This is a genomic window from Rhizobium sp. CFBP 8762 (assembly GCF_014841565.1).
GTDB lineage: Bacteria > Pseudomonadota > Alphaproteobacteria > Rhizobiales > Rhizobiaceae > CFBP-8762.
The window spans coordinates 246185-267764 of sequence record NZ_JACYUD010000001.1; the positions used below are offsets into that span (position 1 = coordinate 246185).

Genomic DNA, 21580 nt, shown 5'->3' on the forward strand with positions numbered 1-21580 from the left:
TTATTTGTCGCATTGTCGAGACGTGAAAAGGACCCCGTTTTCACTGGAAATTCTCTAGAAACAGGTGCAGTGTCGCGCTCGCTTGCTATAAACACTCTGTCGTTATTACACAGGGCGCAATCATGGCAGGCTTTTCCCGGTTCACTCCCCTTATCCAGTCACTTCCGTCCACCATTCCCTTTGTTGGCCCGGAGGCGATCGAACGCTCCAGCGGAAACGCGGTTCTGGCACGAATCGGTGCCAATGAAAGCGGTTTCGGCCCTGCCCCCTCCGTGCTGGATGCAATCACACAGGAAGCCCACAACACCTGGAAATACGCCGATCCCGAGAATCTCGCGCTTCGCACGGCTTTAGCCGCTCACCTTGGTACAACACCCGACACCATCGCCGTTGGTGAAGGCATCGATGGTTTGCTGGGGCAGATCGTGCGTATGGTCGTTGAGCCCGGCATGCCGGTGGTCACCTCTCTGGGTGCCTATCCAACGTTTAACTACCATGTCACCGGTCACGGCGGACGCCTTGTCACTGTGCCATATGCTGATGACCGCGAAGATCTGGATGCACTGTTGAGGGCCGTGCAAGAGCATGATGCGCCGCTGGTCTATTTCGCAAACCCGGACAACCCCATGGGAAGCTGGTGGGACGCAGACACAATTCTTTCCTTTGCGCGCCGCCTGCCGCAGACAACGCTTCTGATTCTGGACGAAGCGTATAGCGAAACGGCACCGGAAGGTTCTATCCCCGGCATCTCAACCCTCATCGACATGCCGAATATCTTAAGAACGCGTACGTTTTCCAAGGCCTACGGCCTTGCCGGTGCGCGGATTGGCTATGCGATCGGCACGCCGGAGACCGTGTCTGCCTTCGATAAAATCCGCAACCATTTTGGCATGAACCGAATCGGTGTTGCGGCGGCCATCGCGGCGCTGAAAGACCAGATCTATTTGCAGCAGGTCAAACAGCAGATTTTCGATTCCCGACAACGGATTGCAGACATAGCGAAGGGTTGCGGGCTGACACCGTTGCCATCGGCCACAAACTTCGTTGCTATCGACTGCCTGCAGAATGCGGCTTACGCGCGGTCCATCGTCGACCGCTTGATGAGCGAGCACGGTGTTTTCATTCGTATGCCGGGCGTAGCGCCGCTTAATCGCTGCATTCGCATCAGCACCGGAACGAACGCCGACATGAACCGGCTGGAACAGGCATTACCGCGGGTTCTCTGACTGATAACCTTCAGTGCCCAGACATCAATGCAATGTCATCCATTCACGCGCTTCACGCAGAGCAGCGGCCAGATCGGCCTTGCTCATTTTGGCAGCCAGTTCGGCGCGCAGGCGGGCGGCCCGCTCGGAACCTTTGATCGCAGCGATGTTGAGCCATTTGTGCGCCGCCACAAAATCCACGTTGCAATCGCGTCCAATGGCGTAGCGAAGACCGAGAATGCAGAATGTATCTGCACGGCTACTGCCGAGAGGCCGGGAAGTTGCTGTGTTCTGCGCTGTCATCGTTGTCATGATGTTTAACCCTGTCGTCGTTTTTTGTTGTCGTCTTATGGCCATGACAATGCCACGAAGCATTTCAACAGGCGCTTAAAAACCATGATTAATGCAGTCCCAACAAACTGCAAACACTTGGTAAACTTGACTTTTTGTTAAACATCGAGAGCGGTGGCAGCCCACGATTTCACGTAAAATTTTACCGATTGTTTACGGGCGAAAATCAATCCTTCCGTAACCATATTGACCGACAGCCTTACGCATTTCGTCTTGGCCTTACATCAAACTTCGCTTATCTACGGACAATCGCACTCGTTATCCGGAGACTGACATGGTCGTTCGTTTGCTTGCCCTCGCCCTTCTTTTTATCACCACCGCTGGCAGTATTCAGGCTGCCGACCCCATCATCGGTGATTGGAAAACCAAAAGTGGTGAAACCGCGACCATTGCAGCGTGCGGCTCCGCGTACTGCATCAGTGTCAAGACCGGCGTCTTTGCCGGAAAAGCCGTTGGCAAGATGCAGGCGAAAGACGGCACCTATGTCGGCGAAATCACCGATCCGGAAACCAACAAAACCTATAGCGGCTCCGGCACCTTGTCCGGCAATACGCTGAAGATGCAGGGATGTGTGTTGGGTGTCTTGTGCAAATCGCAAAGCTGGACACGGCTATAAACTGAACGCCAGATGAACAGACATATCAGCATTGGTTCAGTTGCGGTGCGCCATAGTGTCACCATCAACTTGTTTGGGGACACGACAATGAAGATTATGGCTCGCCGCCTGACGATTATCACGTTGCTGCTTGGAGTATTTGCAATTGCGCTGACGGCTGCCGTTGAAGCCGACACAATCCGCCGCAACCAAAAACTCTATGGAGCGACTGTCGCTTGCGTGCCTTCCATGCTGACCGAGTGCTCTTCGTTTCTTTAAGCCGTCACAAACAGATTGCTCGTTCCGTTCACCACTTTTGCGCAACATGCACATCTGTCGTTTGATTGTTAAAATCAAAAACCTATAATGGGGTATGAGCAAACGAATTTCGTCTTTTTCCGCCCTTCCCCTGGCCATGCCTGAACCATTTGCCCCGCAATCGTTTGATGATGCGGGCAAAGCGGTCGAAGCGTTGGAGGCGCTCTACGAGCGCAACACGCGCTTTCTGATCAACGCCTTCACGACGCTGGGCACAGAACAGGCGGAACTTGCGCGTTACAGAGCGTTTTATCCGCAGGTTTCATTGGAAACCGGCAGCTTCGGCCATATCGACTCGCGCCTGTCCTTTGGTTACGTCAGCGAGCCCGGCATCTACACAACGACGATCACGCGGCCCCGTCTGTTTCGCCATTATCTGCGCGAACAGCTGGATCATCTGATTCGCAACCACGGTCTGAGCATTACGGTATCGGAATCAACCACGCCTATTCCGCTCCACTTCGCATTTGAAGAAGGCGCGCATGTGGAGGCTGCGGTTGCCGAAGCCATTGAAGTTCCGTTGCGTGACCGGTTTGATACGCCCAATCTGTCCAATACGGATGATGAAATTGCCAATGGCTCCTATGAGCCAGGCCCCGGCGAGCCTTTTCCGCTGGCTCCGTTCACGGCGCAGCGTATCGATTACTCGCTGGCGCGGCTCAGCCATTATACGGCGACCAGCGCACACCATTTTCAGAACTTCGTGCTGTTCACCAACTACCAGTTCTATATCGATGAGTTCTGCGCATGGGCGCGCAAGCAGATGGTAGATGGCGGAAACGGCTACACCGCCTTTGTGGAGCCCGGTAACATCGTCACACTGGCCGGTCAGGATAGCCCGGAAACGGATTTGACATTGGCGCGTCTGCCGCAAATGCCTGCCTACCACATCAAGAAAAAAGGACATGGCGGCATTACGGTCGTCAATATCGGTGTCGGTCCATCCAACGCCAAGACGATTACCGATCATATTGCGGTGCTGCGTCCCCATGCGTGGCTGATGCTGGGCCATTGCGCTGGCCTGCGCAACAGCCAGCGTTTGGGCGACTATGTTCTGGCCCATGCCTATGTGCGGGAGGATCACGTGCTGGATGACGATCTGCCCGTGTGGGTGCCCCTGCCCGCACTGGCGGAGGTGCAGGTGGCCTTACAGGATGCCGTGGCAGAAGTCACCGGCTATGAGGGTTACGACCTCAAACGCATCATGCGCACCGGCACGGTTGCCACCATCGACAACCGCAATTGGGAGCTTCGCGATCAGCGCGGACCGGTCAAGCGTCTTTCGCAATCGCGCGCCGTTGCGTTGGATATGGAATCAGCCACCATTGCCGCCAACGGTTTTCGCTTCCGCGTACCCTATGGAACGCTGCTGTGCGTGTCCGACAAGCCTCTGCATGGCGAGTTGAAGCTTCCGGGCATGGCGACTGCGTTCTACAAAACGCAAGTCAGCCAGCACCTCCAAATCGGCATCCGCGCTTTGGAAAAACTCGCTGCCATGCCACCGGAAAAGCTGCATTCCCGCAAGCTGAGGAGCTTTTCAGAAACGGCGTTTCAGTGACCGATGCGACGCAAATGGGTATGACGAAAGCCGGTTTGATATTTCAGGCCAAAGCCAACCATACGATCGAACCCGATATGGGCACCCCAAATTAAACAGATATGCAGTATGACGTCACTGTAGAGCAAAATACCAGTCAGCGTCAGAACCAGCGGGCCGAGTGTGGAATGCAAAGCATTGTAGACCAGACTACCAAAACGCCTGTTGGCCAAATAAGCAAGCATGCTTAAGTCCGGCACCAAAAACAAAGCGACATAAAGCCACCATGGGTTATCCATGGAAAAGTAGATGACGGTCAAAAGGACAAAAAACGCAGCACCTTCCAACTGCAATATCCAGCGTGGGCCGCCATTTACAGTACCGTCAGAAACGTCAGTCATGGTCGCCTCATTCACATTACTCTGACGTGATTTACAGCACCAAACTTTCCTTAAGTAAACACTGTATTAGCCAACATTCGTATCCGGCTGCCCCACTAGCAGCTTCAACTCGCCTGGGTGGATGCGCAGCGCCACATCCTGCTGGAGCGGCAGCAGTTCACCATCGATGACGCAGTTGATTCGGCCATGAACTTTCGGGAAATGCAGATCGACGGACTGGCCGCTCATCTCGGTGATGTTGACATTGTCCCGGAATTTCCCGCGCAATACATCCACCACCAGCCCCGCCACCTGATGCGGGCGCAGCGGTGCGGCTGTGTAGAATCCAAGATGTCCTCCGGTAACGTCATCGGCATACATCAGCTTGTCGTGGCCGAAATGGTTGTTGGAGACGGATATCGCTGAAATCTTGCGTCGCTCCGTGTGTCCATCGATATCAATGTCCACCTCGAATTCTGGCGGGTTGAAGATTACGCCCACCGCTGCACGCACACTGGCGGAAATCTTCCCGATGCGAGAGCCAAAGGTAAAGGACTCGCGGTAGCGCACCATGCGGGCATGCAGCCCCATGGAAAACTGATGCACGAAGGCGCGTCCGTCCGCGCTGCCAATATCGGCATCAATGACATGGCCATGGGCCAGCACTGGCAACACCTCACGAATATCGAGCGGAAGCTTGAGCGAGCGGGCAAACAGGTTCATCGTTCCGGCCGGCACAACGCCAAGCGGCATGCCCGATTTCCAGGCGACACCCGCTGCTGATGAAATGGTGCCGTCACCGCCACCGGCCAGCATTGCATCCACATCATCACGCTGGGCAGTGCGCTCCAGCACGTCTGTCATGTCATCACCGGCAACCACATGGCAGTTTATCTCGTGCCCGGCGTCGCGAAACACTTCCTCGGCGTACTGTGTATAGGCATCCATATCGGTTGTGCGAAATGTGCCACCATCTCGATTGAAGATTGCCTCGACGCGCATGGGTCAACTTTCGCTATTGGATTGGTCTTTTATATGGAGAGGTGAATTTCCCAAGTACAGGCGGCTGGCTTGGTTTTTTTGATGACCATCAGGAAATTTAGAATAGGAACAAACTACAGATTGTACCGTTAGTGCCGATCATTCCCGAAGCTTTATCCCGAGGATTGGCACCATGTCCTACGATCCAGATACCCAATCGCAACTCTGTCCCACCACGCTGCACATCAATGGTGTGCGGCATGATCTGGAAATCGAGCCATGGACCACACTTCTGGACCTGCTGCGCGGCCCTCTGGCCCTGACCGGAACCAAAAAGGGATGTGACCACGGCCAGTGTGGTGCCTGCACGGTTTTGATCGACGGGATGCGCTACAATTCCTGCCTGCTCTTGGCCGTTTCGCAAGATGGCGCCGAGATCACCACAATCGAGGGACTGTCGACGGGCGATCAACTGCACCCCATGCAGGAAGCGTTCATTGAGCATGATGCGTTTCAGTGCGGTTACTGCACGCCCGGTCAGATCTGTTCCGCCGTCGGTCTGTTAAATGAAGGCCACGCCCATAGCCGTGAGGATGTTCGAGAACTGATGAGCGGCAACATCTGTCGGTGCGGGGCGTATGTGAACATCGCCGATGCGGTGGAAGACGTCATGGGTCAACAGACACACGCGGTGGCAGCACAATGAACCGGTTTTCCTATGTAAAAGCGACAAGCGTGGACCATGCCGTGGACGTGCTGACTGCCGATCCGGCAGCAAAAGTCCTGGCCGGTGGCACCAACCTTGTTGACCTCATGAAATACGATGTGGAACGTCCCACGACCGTCGTGGACATCAAGCGATTGCCACTGGGTGACATAGAAGCACTGGACGATGGCGCGCTGCGCATTGGCGCGCTCGTCAGCAATGCCGATGCGGCCTATGATCGTCAGGTTGAAGAAAACTGTCCGTTGCTTGCCAGCGCGATACTGGCAGGTGCCTCGCCGCAACTGCGCAATGCAGCAACGACAGGCGGCAATCTCATGCAGCGCACGCGCTGCTATTATTTCTATGATCCCTCCGCACCCTGCAACAAGCGCGACCCCGGCACCGGTTGTGGTGCCATTGGCGGCGTCAACCGTATCCACGCAATTCTTGGTGCGAGTGCCTCCTGCATTGCCACCCATCCCTCCGATATGTGCGTGGGTCTTGCAGCGCTGGATGCCGTGGTTGAAGTCAGCGGTCCGCAAGGAAAACGCGACATCGCTTTTGAAGATTTCCACCGCCTGCCCAAAGACGATGAACGTGGTGACCGACCCGATCTCGACAACACCCTGCAACTGGGCGAAATCGTGACGGGCGTGCGCGTTCCGCGTCAGGCATTTGGCCAGAACTATACCTATTTGAAGCTGCGTGACCGGCTGTCCTATGCCTTCGCGCTGGTTTCGGTTGCCGCGGGTCTGACGTTGGAAAACGGTGTCATCACATCGGCATCCGTGGCGCTTGGTGGTGTGGCGCACAAGCCGTGGCGCGACAAACGCGCTGAAGACATGCTGAAAGGCCAGACCCCGTCGCGCGAGATCTTCACCGCCTTTGCCGAGCGTATCCTCAGCCCCGCAGTCGGTCAGGGCGATAACGATTTCAAGATATCGCTCGCCCGCCGCGCCATTGTTCGCGCCTTGGCGCAGGCGGCCAGCGGAACACCACAGCGCCAGTCCCAGAAATCCTACGCGTAAGGACGAAAACTATGCAAACGAACGAACGTCTTTATGTTGGTCGCCCGACCCGCCGCGTCGAAGGAAAGCTCAAAGTCACCGGTGCCGCGCCCTACTCTGCCGAACAGGGCCAGGAAGGGTTGCTGTTCGGGGTGATGGTGCCTGCCACCATTGCCGCCGGTGACATCAGCAATATCGACACCTCCGCAGCCCTCGCCTTTCCCGGCGTGGTCGATGTCTTCACCCATGAGACCAAGCAGAATGTGGCCTGGTGGGACCGCAAGTGGATGGACCAGACCGCCTCCCCCGGCCATCCCTTCCGCCCGCTCCACAGCGAGCGCATTCTCTACGATGGTCAGCCCGTCGCCATGGTGGTCGCCGAAACGTTTGAAGCGGCGCGGGATGCGGCATCGCTCATTCGCGTTTCATACAGGGAAAGCGAACACGTTACCGATATTCGAACGGTGCTTGATGAAAGCTACGATCCGCCGAAGAAGCGGTCCGGCATCCCGGCCGCACCCAAGCCGCGCGGTGAGCCGGAAGCAGCCTATGAGGCCGCACCGATCAAGATTTCTGCCGATTACTGGCTGGAAACCGAATATCATAACCCCATGGAAATGTTCGCCACCACGGTTCTTTGGGAAGATGACGAGCATTTGACCATTTACGACAAGACCCAAGGGTCACAAAACTCCCGCGATTATGTCTGCTCCGTCTTCGGCCTGAAGACAGAGAATGTTCGCGTGGACAATGCGTTTGTCGGCGGTGCCTTTGGCGCAGGGCTTCGCCCGCGCCACCAGCTTTTTATGGCCGTTATGGCCAGCCTGAAGCTGAAGCGGTCCGTGCGGGTGGAAATGACCCGTCGCGACATGTTTTATCTCAGCCATCGCCCGTCTATGTTGCAGACCATTTCGCTGGCTTGCGACGCCACCGGCAAGCTGCAATCCGTGATCCATCACGCAGTTGCTGGCACGTCGCGCTATGAGGACTATCAGGAGGTTGTGGTCAACTGGTCGGGTCTGGCCTATGCCTGTGAGAATGCCAAACTCACCTACGAGTTGACGCAGGTGGATACCGCCACGCCCGGCGACATGCGCGCGCCGGGTTCCGCATCAGGCAATGTGGCGCTTGAATCCGCCATGGACGAACTGGCCTATGCGGCGGGTATCGATCCGCTGGAACTGCGTATTATCAACTTCGCGCCTTATGATCAGAACGACGACAAGGAATTTACCAGCAAGGCGCTGCATGCCTGCTACCGTCAGGGTGCGGCCCAGTTTGGCTGGGAGAAGCGTAACGCTGAGCCAGGTTCCATGCAGGAAGGCAATGAGCTGATTGGGTGGGGCATGGCAACCGGCTTCTGGGACGCGCAGCTTCAAAATGCTGCGGCAAAGGCGCGTCTCTCCTCCGATGGACACCTCATCGTGTCTGCTGCCGCCAGCGATATCGGCACTGGCACCTACACAATGATGGCGCAAGTGGCTGCCGACGAGTTTCATATGGCAATTGAGGACGTCACCGTCAAACTCGGGGATTCGACCCTGCCGCAAACGGCGGTACAGGGCGGTTCCTGGACGGCAGCGTCCACAGGCGGCGCGGTGCAGGCTGCCTGTCTTGCTGTTATCGCCACTCTGTTAAAGCAGGCGCAGGCTATCAAAAACAGCCCACTGAAAGACGCCAAGGCGGACGAAGTGACCGTGCGTGACGGTCGTCTGGTGTTGATCATCAATGATCAAACCGGCGTCGCTGTTGCCGATATCATGGCGGCTGCGGGCGTGTCGTTCGTAGAAGAAGAAGGCAAGATCGGCCCGTCCAAGCTGCAGATGCTGAAATATATCAGCTACACGCATTCAGCGGTGTTTGTGGAAGTGCGGGTGGACAAGGATCTGCGCATTCCGCGTGTGACCCGCATCGTCAGCGCGATTGCGGCTGGCAAGATCATCAATCCGAAAGCGGCACGCAGCCAGATTCTGGGGGGCGTGGTCATGGGTATGGGCATGGCGCTGCACGAGGAAGGCATGTTCGACCACCGTTCAGGCCGCCTGATGAACCACAATCTGGCGGAATACCATGTGCCGGCCCATGCGGATGTGGAAAATATTGAAGTGATTTTTGTTGAAGAGCACGACGATCTGGCAAGCCCTCTGGGCGTGAAGGGGCTGGGCGAAATCGGTCTGGTGGGTGTAGGCGCGGCCATTGGCAACGCCATTTACCACGCCACCGGAACCCGAGTGCGCGAACTCCCCATTACCGTCGATAAACTTTTGTGAGCGAGCCTATTATGACATCAAGCGTTCCTTCCCAACTGCAAGCCTATTCCGCCGCCCTGGAGCACCCCGCCAAGGACGAGCCGGAAACCGAAAAGTCCTTGACCGAAACCATGCTGGAGATCGGCCATAAGACCTACAAGGACAGCCATCATGCCATTCGCACGGTGCATGCCAAAAGCCATGGGCTTTTGAAAGCCAAGTTCGAGGTTCTGCCAAACCTGCCGGAGCCCTTGGCACAAGGGCTGTTTGCCACGCCTCACACGTATGATGCGATCATGCGCATCTCCACCATTCCCGGCGATATTCTGGACGACAACGTCTCCACGCCGCGTGGTCTGGCCGTGAAAGTGCTGGGCGTCGATGGCGAGCACGCCGAGGAATCGCGTGAACACCACACGCAGGATTTTGTGACCGTCAACGGGAAGCAGTTCAATTCGCCTAGCGCAAAGGCGTTTTTGGCCAACCTGAAACTGCTCGCCGCCACCACAGACCGTATTCCCGGCACGAAAAAAGTCGTTTCAACGGCATTGCAGCAAGTTGAAAAGGTCGTTGAAGCCTTCGGCGGCAAGAGCGCGACGCTCGTCTCCCTCGGTGGACATCCAGAAACGCATATTCTGGGCGAAAGCTTCTTTTCGCAGGTGCCGGTGCGCTACGGCAATTACGTCGCCAAACTCAGCATCCGTCCGGTATCCCCATCGCTGAAGGCGCTGACCGATGCGCCGGTTGACCTCAAGGGCAAGCCCGATGGCCTGCGGGAAGCCGTAGTGGATTACTTCGAGAGCGAAGGCGGCGAATGGGAGCTGTGCGTGCAGCTCTGCACAGATGCAGAGGTTATGTCGATTGAAGACCCATCGGTCGTCTGGGACGAAGAGGTAAGCCCCTTCATTCCGGTTGCCCGCATCACCGCAGCGCCTCAGGTCGCCTGGAGCCATACCCGCTCCAGCGCGGTGGATGACGGCATGGGGTTCAGCCCCTGGCACTGTCTGGAGGCGCACCGGCCACTGGGCAATATCATGCGGATGCGCCGCATGGCCTATGACCGGTCACAGGCATTCCGGTCAGAGCGCAATCAGCGCCCGGTGACTGAACCAGACTCGATTGACGCCGTTCCTGATCTCTAGAGCGCCGTGCGTTCATTCGGACGCACAAAGGCCGCTCTACCTTTATAAAACTACGCAGAGACCCGCTTATGTCATTGTATCGGTTCGAGTTCTATCAAGGTGAAGGGATCGAAACCATTGAGGGTATCGATCTCGCAAATGATTCTGCAGCGATAACGGAAGCCAGACGCACGGCGCGGGAAATGATTCTGGACGGCGTTCTGGAAGGGCATGACCGGTCACGCTGGTTGATCAGCGTGACCGAGCCATCGGGCCGATCTGTGGGCATCGTCAGATTCAGCGATATGATGACACCTGAATAAACGCGATAGTCGGGAACAAATACCCATTACGCGAAGTTTAGGCTCCTACCAATCCGCCGCTTTTTTTTGAAAATTCATATTGCACCACGAGCCGAGGGAGTGACGGCTCGCTCCATTGATGCGCATTGCGCCACGCTATTGTGAAGACCTTTCGGCCCATTTGGGCCTGTTGTTTTAGAGACATGCAACCGGAGCCTGGCATGAACGCACGATCGATTGTGGTTATCAGTGATTTTCAGGAGGGCTGGCCACCGGTCGAATGCAATCTTTCCATAGACGAGTACGAAAACCAGTGGCGCGGCGGAGAACGTGGACCCGCGCCACGGACTCATGCGCCCAACCGCGATGCTGTGGCTGTTGACGGTGGATACCTGGAGCGTCTGCCGCTTGCCTGCGTCAAGGCCGGACTGGCCGACCATGTGGAGATATGGCACCATTGGCGTGGCGACGGAACTCCGCCCTACCGGGAAGACAGCGACGTGCTGGCGCGGCGTGCCTTTACCCTGAACACCACCGAAGCTCCATTCTCTTCCAACGATATGCTGGCCTACATCCGCGTCTTCGGTGCGCCCGCCATCCTCTGTGTCTATGGGCTGGGCGTCAGTGAAGACATTCTGCTGGCCTGTACCGACAGTTTCAAAATCTACAACTCCATTGATGCTCCCGCCCTGCGCATTCCTGCCGAAGTCAGCCGTCATTTTGACCTGATTATAACCGGGGCCCAGTGGCAATCGGATGAAGTAGAAGCGCGTCATCCGGGAATAAAAACCGCAATCATGCCCGTCGGGCCGGAATTTGCATCCGAGACCACTTTTTATCCGGATGGTGACCATAAGCCTTATGACCTGATCTATGTGGCGGCGGCACAAGGCTACAAACGCCATGACATTCTGTTCGACGCACTGGAGAAATTGCCGCGCTCCATACGCACACTTTGCGTATTCGGCTATGGCGAACTCAGCGATTCCTTGCGGGAGCGGGCGCAGGCACAGAATTTGAATATCGACTTTATCGGCCCGCCCGGCGTTCCCATCCACGAGGTGCGCACCCTGATGAATCAGGCGAAGATCGGCGTGGTGTGCGGCGTGCGCGATGGCGCGCCTGCTATTTTGACCGAGTACATGCTGTGCGGCCTACCCGTGCTGGCCAATGCCGAGCTGTGCTGTGGTTTGCAGTACATAACGCCAGAGACCGGCGTGGCCGCCCCGGCTGAAACGTTCCATCTCGCCATCGAGGATATGCTTGGAAGGCTTACTGATTTCAGCCCGCGCGATGCTGTTCTTGCCAATTGGACTTGGCCCCACACGCTGGAAAAGCTGCGTGCCCTCATGGGGTTTGCGGATGCGCCGGACTATGCGGAACAGAAACGGGCCCTATCTCAAAATATGGTTTTCTATCTCAACACACCACCGCCACCTACGGACCCCAACATGCCAAACCCCGACCTAGCCGCAGACGCCTCCTCAACAACCAGCAAAGCCGGTCCTTTGATCTGCTTTTCGCATCTGCGGTGGGATTTCGTGCTTCAGCGTCCTCAGCATTTGATGGAGCGCTTCTCCAAGCACCGGCAGGTGTTTTTCTTTGAAGAATATATCCCAACCGACCATCATCTGGCCTATCTGGAAATCCATCCATTCGCCGGCACACATGTGAAAGCGATCCGCCCCCGCATTCCCCATTGGTGGAACGAGCACGACCGCGAAAACGGCCTGAAGACCCTGCTGGATGAGTTACTGGCGCTTCATGGCGGTGCGAAGCCGGTCTTGTGGTTCTATACGCCACTGATGTTCAATTTCGCTCAGCATGTGGATGCGGCAGCCGTCATCTATGACTGCATGGACGAACTTGCCAACTTCAAGTTTGCTTCGCCTCAGTTAAAGGCGTCGGAGCAGGCCTTGATCCGCAGAGCGGATGCGGTTTTCACCGGCGGCTATAGCCTGTTTGAGGCCAAGGCGCATTTGCACGACAATATCCATCCCTTCCCATCCAGCGTGGATGTCAAACACTTCGGCGCAGCGCGCGGCAGCACTTTGAGTGCTCAGGATCAGGCTGGTATCAAAGGCCCGAGACTGGGCTTCTACGGTGTCATCGACGAGCGTCTGGACCTTGGCCTGATTGCTGCTCTGGCAAAGGCAAAACCGGACTGGTCCATCGTTCTGGTCGGACCGGTTGCAAAACTGTCAGCCGAGGAACTGCCACGGGCTGCCAACATTCATTATCTGGGCCAGCGCAATTACGCCGATTTGCCCGCATATCTGGCAGGCTGGGACGTGGCCCTTATGCCCTTTGCCATGAACGAGGCGACACGCTTCATCAGCCCAACGAAAACACCGGAATATCTGGCCTCCGGTCGTCCAGTCGTCAGCACGCCGATCAACGACGTGGTCCGCCATTACGGGGATCTCGAAGGCGTCTTCATCGCGGACACTGCAGCCGCCTTCATGGCCGCCTGCGAAAAAGCGCTCGTATTGGCTAGGGGTGACGGAAGCTGGTTAAAGGCGGTCGATACCGCTTTGTCAGGCCTGTCATGGGACGAAACCTTCCGGCGTATGCAAACACTGGTGGATGATGCGGTCAGCCGTAAACGCCACCCGGCTCCGGTTACCCGCCTCAGCCCCCGCCGCTCCGCATCCACAACGCCCTCCAAAGCGCCTTACGATTACCTGATCGTCGGTGCTGGCTTTGCGGGCTCCGTTCTTGCCGAACGTCTGGCGGCCGATGGCAACAAGCGCGTTCTGGTGTGCGACCGCCGCCCGCATATCGCCGGAAACGCGTTTGACTTTCACAACGAGCACGGCATTCTGGTCCACAAATACGGGCCGCACATTTTCCACACCAACAGCGAGGATATCTTCAACTATCTCTCTCGCTTTACCGGCTGGCGGCCCTATGAGCATCGCGTGCTGGCCTCGGTCGACAACAAGCTGCTGCCTATTCCCATCAACCGCACGACGCTGAACGGCCTTTATGGTCTGAACCTGAAAAATGATGCGGAGGCCGCCGAGTTTCTCGCGAGCAAGGCCGAACCGACCGACAAGATCGTTACCTCCAAGGATGTGGTGGTCGCGCAGGTTGGACAGCACCTCTACAAAACCTTTTTTGAAGGCTATACGCGCAAGCAATGGGGTCTCGACCCCTCCGAACTCGATAAGGCAGTCACGGCGCGCATTCCCACCCGCACCAGCACGGATGACCGCTATTTCCTCGATACATTCCAGGCAATGCCGCTGCTCGGCTACACCCACATGTTTGAAAATATGCTGTCGCACGACAACATCACCGTCATGCTGGAAACGGACTTCAAGGATGTCCGCAAGGACGTCATCGCCGATCATACGATTTTCACCGGTCCCATCGATGAGTATTTCGATTACTGCTATGGTCGCCTGCCCTATCGCAGCCTGACGTTCCAGCACGAAACGCACGATACCAGACGCTTCCAGCCGGTAGCCGTGGTCAACTACCCTGGCGAGGATGTGGGCTTCACCCGCATTACCGAGTACAAGTTTCTGACCGGTCAGGTGCATCCCAAAACCAGCATCAGCTACGAGTTCTCCTCGGCCGAAGGTGACCCCTACTACCCGATTCCCCGCCCGGAAAATCAGGCGCTTTACAAGCAGTATGAGGAGCTTGCCCGCTCGCGTGACGATGTGACCTTCGTCGGACGTCTGGGCACCTACAAATACTACAATATGGATCAGGTCGTAGGACAGGCGCTTGCAACCTATCGCCGCCTGATGAAAGCGGACGCGGGACCAATGCAGGTTGCGGCAGCACGTATTCATGACTGAGGGCATTATCGAGGGCGGGCCTCTGAATATTGTGCTGGCGACCGACAGCCGGGAGCCATCCGGCATGGGCGAGCATATGCTGATGCTGGGTCGCAGCCTTGCGACCAGCCACAGCATTACGCTTGCCGTTTTTGCGGACGAAGCCTGCGCCCATCTTTTAACCCGCGCGGCCCGCTTCGGCATGGCGATCAAGGTCATAGACAGATTTGAGGACTTTGCCGATTGGCTGGGGCGCAGTGGCACGGACCTGCTGCATATTCACGCAGGAATAGGTTGGGAAGGCCATGAACTGGCGGAAGCCGGCCACGTTCATGGGCTGCCCGTGGTGCGCACCGAACACCTGCCGTACGTGCTCACCGATGGCGACCAGATCGAGCATCACCGCCAGCAGGTTGAGGATGTCGAACACCTCATCGTCGTATCGCAGGCATCCTTTGAGACCTACATGGCTGAGGGCTTTTCTGCGGACAAGATCACGGCCATCCGCAACGGCATTTACCAGCCAGAGCCAACCAAAAGCCGGCACTCGATGCGGGCCGAAATGGGCTTGACAGACGAAAAAGTCCTGCTGACGGTCGCACGGTTCACACCGCAGAAGGATCATATCACCCTGATCCGCGCCTTGCCCGCCATCGTCGAAGCCCACCCATCAGCGATTTTGCTTTTGGCGGGCACCGGTTGCGAAAGAGACGCGGTCGAAGCAGAGGTGCAACGGCTGGGCATGGATGCGCATGTGCGTTTTCTCGGCCATCGCACCGATATTGCCGACCTGATTTCGATTGCCGATCTGTTCGTGCTGCCATCCCTGTTTGAAGGGTTGCCCCTGGCGCTGCTGGAGGCAATGTCCGCCAGCCTGCCCGTGGTCGCCACGCGCATTGGCGGCAATGCGGAAGCCTTGGGCGACGATCACCCCTTTCTGGTGGAAACCGGCCAACCAGACGTGCTGGCCGATATGGTGGTAGCGCTGCTTGGCAATCCGACTTTGGCAACGCAGGATGCCGAGGCTGGCCTTACACGGTTCCAACGACACTTCCACGCAAGCCGCATGGGCGCCGAGACCGAAGGCGTCTACAGACATATTTTACAATCCCGACCAGCAGACACAGAAGGGCATACCCGAATGGACAAAACCCGTATCGGCTTTATTGGCGTGGGCGGCATCGCCGGACGCCACCTCGATATTCTCGCACAGTTTGACGATGTGGATCTGGTGGCCTTTGCCGACCCGGATTTTGGCCGCGCCGAACACGCAGCCGGTCGTTTTGGCGCACGCGCCTACGACAATCACAAGACGATGCTGGAAGATCAGAAGCTCGATGCGGTCTATGTCTGCATTCCCCCCTTCGCGCACGGCGCAGTTGAAGAGGATTTGATCGCCGCGAAAATCCCGTTTTTTGTCGAAAAGCCGCTGTCTCTCGATATTGAGCTGGCAGAAAAACTCGCAGCCGATATTGAGCGAGAGAACCTGATTACCGGCGTCGGCTACCACTGGCGCTATCTCGATACGGTGGACGAGGCCCGCCATATCCTGAGCGAGAACCCGGCCCAGCTGATTTCCGGCTATTGGCTGGACCAGACCCCGCCCCCGCAGTGGTGGTGGAAAAATGACAAATCCGGTGGGCAGATGGTGGAACAAACCACCCATATTCTGGACCTGGCCCGCTATCTGGTTGGCGATGTCACCCAGGTCTATGGCCTTGCCAGCCACAAGGAGCGCGGCGATTTTCCCGAACTGGACGTGCCGACCGCCAGCACTGCATCGCTGAGCTTCGCATCAGGTGCCGTCGGCAATATCGGTTCCACCTGCATCTTACGCTGGGGTCACCGCGTTGGCCTGCATATCTTTGCCGATGGTTTGGCCATGGAACTGACGGACCACGATATCATGGTCGACGTCGGCGCGGGCCGTCCCACCCGCCATGCAGAGGGCGATCCGGTATGGCGTGAAGACCGCGACTTTGTCGATGCCGTGCGCGGTGGCGAAAACCGCATTCGCTGCCCCTATGGCGAGGCGTTGAAAACCCACCGTCTGGCGCTTGCCATCAATGATTCTGCCCGCAGCGGCCAGCCTGTCAAAATTGCAAACTAAGGTCTTCCAGCATGTCCGAACACCGCCATATCCGCTCACTTGGTTTTGAAGCTCCCGGCAAATCCTATTTTCTCGGCTATGATGAAGGCCCGCCAGCCGAACACCATGTGCGCCTCGATACGCTCTACACCGGCTTTTCGGCCGGTACAGAACTGACCTTGATGAAAAACACCAACCCCTATTTCCACTCCCGCTGGGATGATGGACGGGGCGTGTTTCTAACGGGCGAGCCCGGCATTCACTTTCCCGTGCCGTTCCTCGGCTATATGGAAGTGGCGCGTGTTTCAGATTCGCGCACATTCGGCTTCAAGAATGGTGATGTTGTCGCCACCACCTATGCGCACAAAAGTGGCCACACCGCCGATCCGTTTCAGGATGTGCTGATCCCAATGCCCGCCGATATCGATCCAATGCTCGGCATTTTCGTGGCCCAGATGGGGCCGATTGCTGCCAATGGCATTCTTCACGCCGATGCAGACGCACTTGGGACGAATGTTCCCACGCTCGGCGCCGGTATCAAGGGTCGCCCTGTCATCGTGATCGGCGGCGGTACGGTTGGATTCATGACGGCGCTGTTTGCGCAAAAGGTCGGCGCGTCCGAGGTCATTCTGACGGACCCCTCGCAATACCGCCGCGAAAAGGCCGAGGCCATGGGCTTTACGGCCATGACCGATGATGAAGTCTGGGGCTATGCCAAGGCCCGCTTCCATAATGGTGGTAAGGATCGGGGTGCCGATGTCGTATTCCAGACCCGTGCCCAGTCCAAGTCACTGAACATCGCGTTGAAGGCGCTTCGCCCGCAGGGCACTGTCATTGACCTCGCCTTCTATCAGGATGGAGCAAACGATCTGCGGCTGGGTGAAGAGTTCCACCACAACGGCCTGAATATCCGTTGTGCGCAGATCAACCGCGTACCGCGCGGCTTGTCCCACCTGTGGGATCGCCGTCGCCTCGCACTGGAAACCATTGACCTGCTCAGAACCCATGGCAAGGTGATCGCAGACGAGATGATTACGCATGTCGTGCCGTTCGACGATGGCCCTGCCTTCCTTGAAAGCCTCGTGCGCGACCGCCCGGACTTCCTGCAAATTGTGTTCAAGGTAAACGAATGACGCCTGACCTTTCACAAGATCACGGGCCTCAAGAGCCCATCCGCATCCTCTTCGTCTTCGCCTGGCTGGTGGTGGGCGGAGAGGAAACGGAAGTGCGGCTGCTGGCCCGCAACCTTGATCCCGCCCGCTACAAAATCGATGTGATCGCCTGTTTCCGCAAACCGAATATGCCGGAGCAAACTCACCACCAGTTGGCAGAACTCGGCGTCCACGTCGACAAGGTGCCCTATGATCTCTCGTTTGATGATACGGTCACCTATCTCTCCAACAAGATCACCAATTACGATGTGGTGATTTCCAGCCAGAACGTTGCCGATATCTACCCGGCGCTGGAGCGTCTGGCGCTTCGCCCGCCGCTGATCGAGCATGGCGGGCTGGTCTCGGAAGCTTTGGCCGGACCGAAGCATTTCACCAGCCGCTATGTCGGGGTCTGCCGCTCTATCCGCGATGCTGCGGCCAGCAAAATGCCCGGACGCGAGCGCGATGCGATGGAAATTCCATCCATGGTGGACCTGTCGGAATTTCGCGGGACCGAGCGTTCGCGGCTCCGGGCAGAAATGGGCATTGGCGAGGCGCAAATCCTGATCGGCTGGGTTGGGCGTCTTGACCCCAAGAAAAATGTCGAGGACTTCATCGCTGCGGCCGAGATCGTTCATGCGCGCGAACCGGAAGCACGGTTTGTCATCGTCGGTGGCGCAGACGCCTTCATGCCGGAATACGAAACCTCTCTGAAAGCCATGGTACAGGAGCGCAACCTCAGCGCTGTGGTGCAGTTTCTGGGCGATCGTCGCGATATCCCCGATCTGCTCTCCGCCTTCGATATCTTTACATGGCTCTCGCGCGGCGAAGGCATGCCGCATGTGATCGCCGAAGCGGGCGCGGCCCGTCTACCGGTGATTGCCACCGCCGACAATGGGTCCATGCAGCAGATCGAGGACGGCGTATCCGGCCTGTTCGTGCCGCACAATGATCCGAAAGCCATCGCGCAGACAATGATCGACCTGATCGACGCGCCGCAAAAGCGCAAAAGTCTGGGCGCGAGCCTACGCCAGAAGGTGGAAAGCACCTACAGTGTCGCCGCCGTTGTTCCCCAGTGGATAGCCCTGATTGATGCAGTGGTGTCCGAGCGCGAAGCCGGGTCTCCCAGCGGCCTGTTCCAGTCGTTTTTCCATGGCGGGTTTGAATGCTCGTCCCACCGTCTCGGGCATGGTCGCCGTCTCGACATCATCGCCGCGACGGAGCACGATACCAATGCGGAAAATGACTTTCGCCAGCTTGCCAGCCATTCCATCCGCACCGTGCGGGATGGTTTTCGCTGGCATCTGATCGAAACCTCCCCCGGGCGTTACGACTGGTCCAGCGTCATCCCAATGTTGCGGGCAGCGCGCAAAACCGGCACGCAGGTGATATGGGATTTGCTGCATTACGGCTGGCCGGATGATCTCGATATCTGGAAGCCGGAATTTGTGACGCGCTTTGCGCGATTCGCCGCCGCCGCCGCGAAGGTCGTACAAGAAGAGACCGATCAGATTCCATTCTACTCGCCCGTGAACGAGGTCTCGTTCTTTTCCTGGGGCGGTGGCGATGCGGGCTATCTCAACCCCTTTGCGCGCGGTCGTGGTTACGAATTGAAGGTGCAGCTTGCGCGCGCGTCAATTGCGGCGATGGATGCGGTTTTGCATGTCGATCCGCGCGCGCGCTTCGTGCATTGCGATCCGGTCATCAACGTCATCACCGATCCCGGTCGTCCATGGGAGCGTCAGACGGCAGAAGGCCATCGCCAGTCACAGTTTCAGGGCTGGGACTTGATCAGCGGGCGCATGTGGCCGCAAATCGGTGGTGCCGACCGCTATCTCGATATCGTCGGAGTCAATTACTACTTCAACAATCAGTGGATTCACGGCGGGCCGCCCATCGATATCGGCCACCCGCTGTACCGGCCCTTCCGCAATATTCTGATCGAGACCTACGCGCGCTACGGTCGCCCGATCTTTATTGCGGAAACCGGCGTTGAATGGGAACGGCGCCCCGAATGGCTGGCCTATATCGGTGCAGAGGTGCGCGCTGCCATGGCCGCTGGCGTGCCGATGGAAGGCATCTGCCTGTATCCGGTGGTGGAGCATCTTGGCTGGGATGACGACCGTTACTGCCATAACGGCCTGCTATCGGCCAAGCCGACCAATGGAATACGGGAGGAGTACACGCCGCTTGCCGAAGAACTGCGTCGTCAAACCTTCCTGTTTGGCAATGTGCTGCGCAAAAGCGCGGCCATTGCCACGCCGCCGAAAACCGCAACAGCGTCGTGAAAACGTTTAGCCCTAGCCATTACCAGGGCTGAACTTTTTATATTTTAAATTCGAGCGTCACGCGTGTGCCGTGTTCGGCGCTGCCATATTGCAGCTTGGCGTCAATGTTCTTGGCCATCGCCGATAGAATGCGACTGCCGATGCCGGTGCCCTGCGGCTTGCCATCGCCGGACCAGCCAATACCGTCATCCTCAACGCTCAAGAGCGCCATACCATCGCAGTGCCTGCGCAGCGACACCCGCACCTCGCCACTGGTCCCTTCGGGATAGGCGTATTTGAAGGCGTTCGTCATCATTTCGGTGACCATGACGGCCAGCGATACGGCCTTGTCGGTCCCGATTTTCATCGGCTCCACATCCAGCTTCACCTGCGCTTGTGGGCCGGTCTGCTGCATGGAACTGCCGAGTTCATGCACCAGATCGCGCAAATACGCATCCATCTCAACCACACGCACATCCGATGACGTGTAGAGGCTGCGGTGAATGCCGCCGATTGCGGTAATGCGGGCCTGTGTTTCCGCAAGGGCATGTTTGGCCGCCGGATCATCCACCGCCGATATCTGCATACGAACGAACGCGGCCACCAGCGCCAGCCCGTTTGCCACGCGGTGGTTGACTTCTGCCAGAAGAATTTCAGCATGGTCGCGCGCGCGGCGCACTTCCTGATCGGCCTCGTCCTTTTCGCGCCGCAACCGCGCGTTTTCCAGCGCGTGCTGCAAAGCTGTTTCCAGCATCAGCACAAAATCATGACCGGGCGACTTGATCACGTAGTCGGTCGCGCCCGCCTTCATGGCATTGATGGCGATCTCCACATCCGACGATCCCGTGACATAGACCACCGGCATGCTATGGCCGGAGGCCTTGACCTGATTGAGCACATCAATGCCCGTGCCATTGTCCAGATAATGGTCCAGCACCAGCACATCGAACTGGCTCTGCTCCAACGCAGGCAACACATCCGCAACCGCGCCCGCATGCACGACGTCAAACCCCTTCCGGCCCAGCTGTTTTTCGATCAGCCGTGCCAGAATGGGGTCGTCATCGACATACAGTATGCGCGCGTGGCGAATGTCGTTCAATCAATCCGTCTCCGGAACTTGCATCACCGAGAAGAACAGACCTAGCTGGCGAATGGCGTGGGCAAAATTGTCGTAATCAACCGGCTTGGTAATATAGACGTTTGCGCCCAGATCATAACAGCGCTGGATTTCACGCTGATCGTCCGTCGTGGTCAGCACCACGACAGGCGTGCGCTTAGTGTGCTGGTTTCCCTTCACCTTTTCCAGAATATCGATCCCGGTCATGTCAGGCAGGTTCAGGTCCAGCAGGATGAGCAGATGACGCCCGGATGATACTTCGCCGGAGCCGTCCTCGCCCAGAAGATAGGTCAGCGCTTCTGTGCCGCTGGTGAACGGGATGATTTCATTGTCCACGCCAGCGCGACGAACGTTCTTCTCAATCAGGCGCGCATGCCCCTCATCGTCCTCGATCATAATGATCGTGACGGGAT

16 protein-coding genes and 2 pseudogenes are annotated in these 21580 nt (G+C 57.5%); 13 read left to right on the forward strand and 5 right to left on the reverse strand.

The features are described from left to right. Nucleotides 1-122: 122 nt before the first annotated feature. Entirely contained in the window at nucleotides 123-1226 is a 1104-nt protein-coding gene (locus tag IFT84_RS01160; protein WP_192116809.1) for a pyridoxal phosphate-dependent aminotransferase, read from the forward strand. Between the two features lie 24 nt (nucleotides 1227-1250). On the opposite strand, the gene IFT84_RS01165 is transcribed toward IFT84_RS01160, so the two are convergent. Then, nucleotides 1251-1517, reverse strand: coding sequence for a sel1 repeat family protein (locus IFT84_RS01165; protein ID WP_244651046.1), 267 nt, complete (start codon nucleotides 1515-1517; stop codon nucleotides 1251-1253). 313 nt (nucleotides 1518-1830) lie between these two features. Between IFT84_RS01165 and IFT84_RS01170 the strand changes: the two genes are divergently transcribed. From IFT84_RS01170 to IFT84_RS01180, 3 genes are all read left to right on the forward strand, one after another. Continuing rightward, a complete protein-coding gene (locus tag IFT84_RS01170; RefSeq protein WP_192116810.1) occupies nucleotides 1831-2172 on the forward strand; it encodes a DUF2147 domain-containing protein in 342 nt (113 codons plus the stop codon). Nucleotides 2173-2184: 12 nt separating this feature from the next. Next, nucleotides 2185-2430 carry a hypothetical protein gene (locus IFT84_RS01175; RefSeq protein WP_192117615.1) on the forward strand — a complete coding sequence of 82 codons (246 nt, stop codon included), beginning with the start codon at nucleotides 2185-2187 and terminating at the stop codon, nucleotides 2428-2430. Nucleotides 2431-2524: 94 nt separating this feature from the next. Continuing rightward, nucleotides 2525-4027 (forward strand): AMP nucleosidase, encoded by a 1503-nt coding sequence (locus IFT84_RS01180; protein WP_192116811.1) that lies wholly within the window; start codon nucleotides 2525-2527, stop codon nucleotides 4025-4027. Here the strand turns inward: IFT84_RS01180 and IFT84_RS01185 are convergent. Next, nucleotides 4021-4407 (reverse strand): DUF4260 domain-containing protein, encoded by a 387-nt coding sequence (locus IFT84_RS01185; protein WP_192116812.1) that lies wholly within the window; start codon nucleotides 4405-4407, stop codon nucleotides 4021-4023. The two genes, IFT84_RS01180 and IFT84_RS01185, sit on opposite strands and share 7 nt — an antisense overlap. 66 nt (nucleotides 4408-4473) lie before the next feature. After that, nucleotides 4474-5388 (reverse strand): diacylglycerol/lipid kinase family protein, encoded by a 915-nt coding sequence (locus IFT84_RS01190; RefSeq protein ID WP_192116813.1) that lies wholly within the window; start codon nucleotides 5386-5388, stop codon nucleotides 4474-4476. A 172-nt stretch (nucleotides 5389-5560) separates the two neighbouring features. Between IFT84_RS01190 and IFT84_RS01195 the strand changes: the two genes are divergently transcribed. The 9 genes and pseudogenes from IFT84_RS01195 (at nucleotide 5561) to IFT84_RS01230 (ending at nucleotide 20071) form a co-directional block, all read left to right on the forward strand. Then, nucleotides 5561-6073, forward strand: coding sequence for a (2Fe-2S)-binding protein (locus IFT84_RS01195; RefSeq protein ID WP_192116814.1), 513 nt, complete (start codon nucleotides 5561-5563; stop codon nucleotides 6071-6073). Beyond that, complete coding sequence (locus IFT84_RS01200; RefSeq protein ID WP_192116815.1) at nucleotides 6070-7101, forward strand: FAD binding domain-containing protein; 1032 nt, start codon at nucleotides 6070-6072, stop codon at nucleotides 7099-7101. Before IFT84_RS01195 ends, IFT84_RS01200 begins: the two co-directional genes overlap by 4 nt. A gap of 11 nt (nucleotides 7102-7112) precedes the next feature. After that, complete coding sequence (locus tag IFT84_RS01205) at nucleotides 7113-9350, forward strand: xanthine dehydrogenase family protein molybdopterin-binding subunit (RefSeq protein ID WP_192116816.1); 2238 nt, start codon at nucleotides 7113-7115, stop codon at nucleotides 9348-9350. 11 nt (nucleotides 9351-9361) lie between these two features. Next, on the forward strand, nucleotides 9362-10471 hold the full coding sequence (locus IFT84_RS01210; RefSeq protein WP_192116817.1) for a catalase family protein: 1110 nt from the start codon (nucleotides 9362-9364) through the stop codon (nucleotides 10469-10471). Between the two features lie 68 nt (nucleotides 10472-10539). Then, on the forward strand, nucleotides 10540-10773 hold the full coding sequence (locus tag IFT84_RS01215; RefSeq protein ID WP_192116818.1) for a DUF6894 family protein: 234 nt from the start codon (nucleotides 10540-10542) through the stop codon (nucleotides 10771-10773). Between the two features lie 776 nt (nucleotides 10774-11549). Next, nucleotides 11550-11993 (forward strand): annotated as a pseudogene (locus tag IFT84_RS21395) (glycosyltransferase); the annotation flags it as partial. A 324-nt stretch (nucleotides 11994-12317) separates the two neighbouring features. Continuing rightward, entirely contained in the window at nucleotides 12318-14564 is a 2247-nt protein-coding gene (gene glf / locus IFT84_RS21310; protein WP_197975436.1) for a UDP-galactopyranose mutase, read from the forward strand. A gap of 76 nt (nucleotides 14565-14640) precedes the next feature. Beyond that, nucleotides 14641-17765: pseudogene (locus IFT84_RS01225) on the forward strand (glycosyltransferase). Continuing rightward, entirely contained in the window at nucleotides 17762-20071 is a 2310-nt protein-coding gene (locus IFT84_RS01230; RefSeq protein ID WP_192116820.1) for a glycosyltransferase family 4 protein, read from the forward strand. The pseudogene IFT84_RS01225 and the gene IFT84_RS01230 overlap by 4 nt, the downstream one beginning before the upstream one ends. 37 nt (nucleotides 20072-20108) lie before the next feature. On the opposite strand, the gene IFT84_RS01235 is transcribed toward IFT84_RS01230, so the two are convergent. Both IFT84_RS01235 and IFT84_RS01240 read right to left on the reverse strand, forming a co-directional pair. Beyond that, a complete protein-coding gene (locus IFT84_RS01235; RefSeq protein ID WP_197975405.1) occupies nucleotides 20109-21149 on the reverse strand; it encodes a sensor histidine kinase in 1041 nt (346 codons plus the stop codon). Next, complete coding sequence (locus tag IFT84_RS01240) at nucleotides 21150-21563, reverse strand: response regulator (protein ID WP_192117550.1); 414 nt, start codon at nucleotides 21561-21563, stop codon at nucleotides 21150-21152. Nucleotides 21564-21580 lie beyond the last annotated feature (17 nt).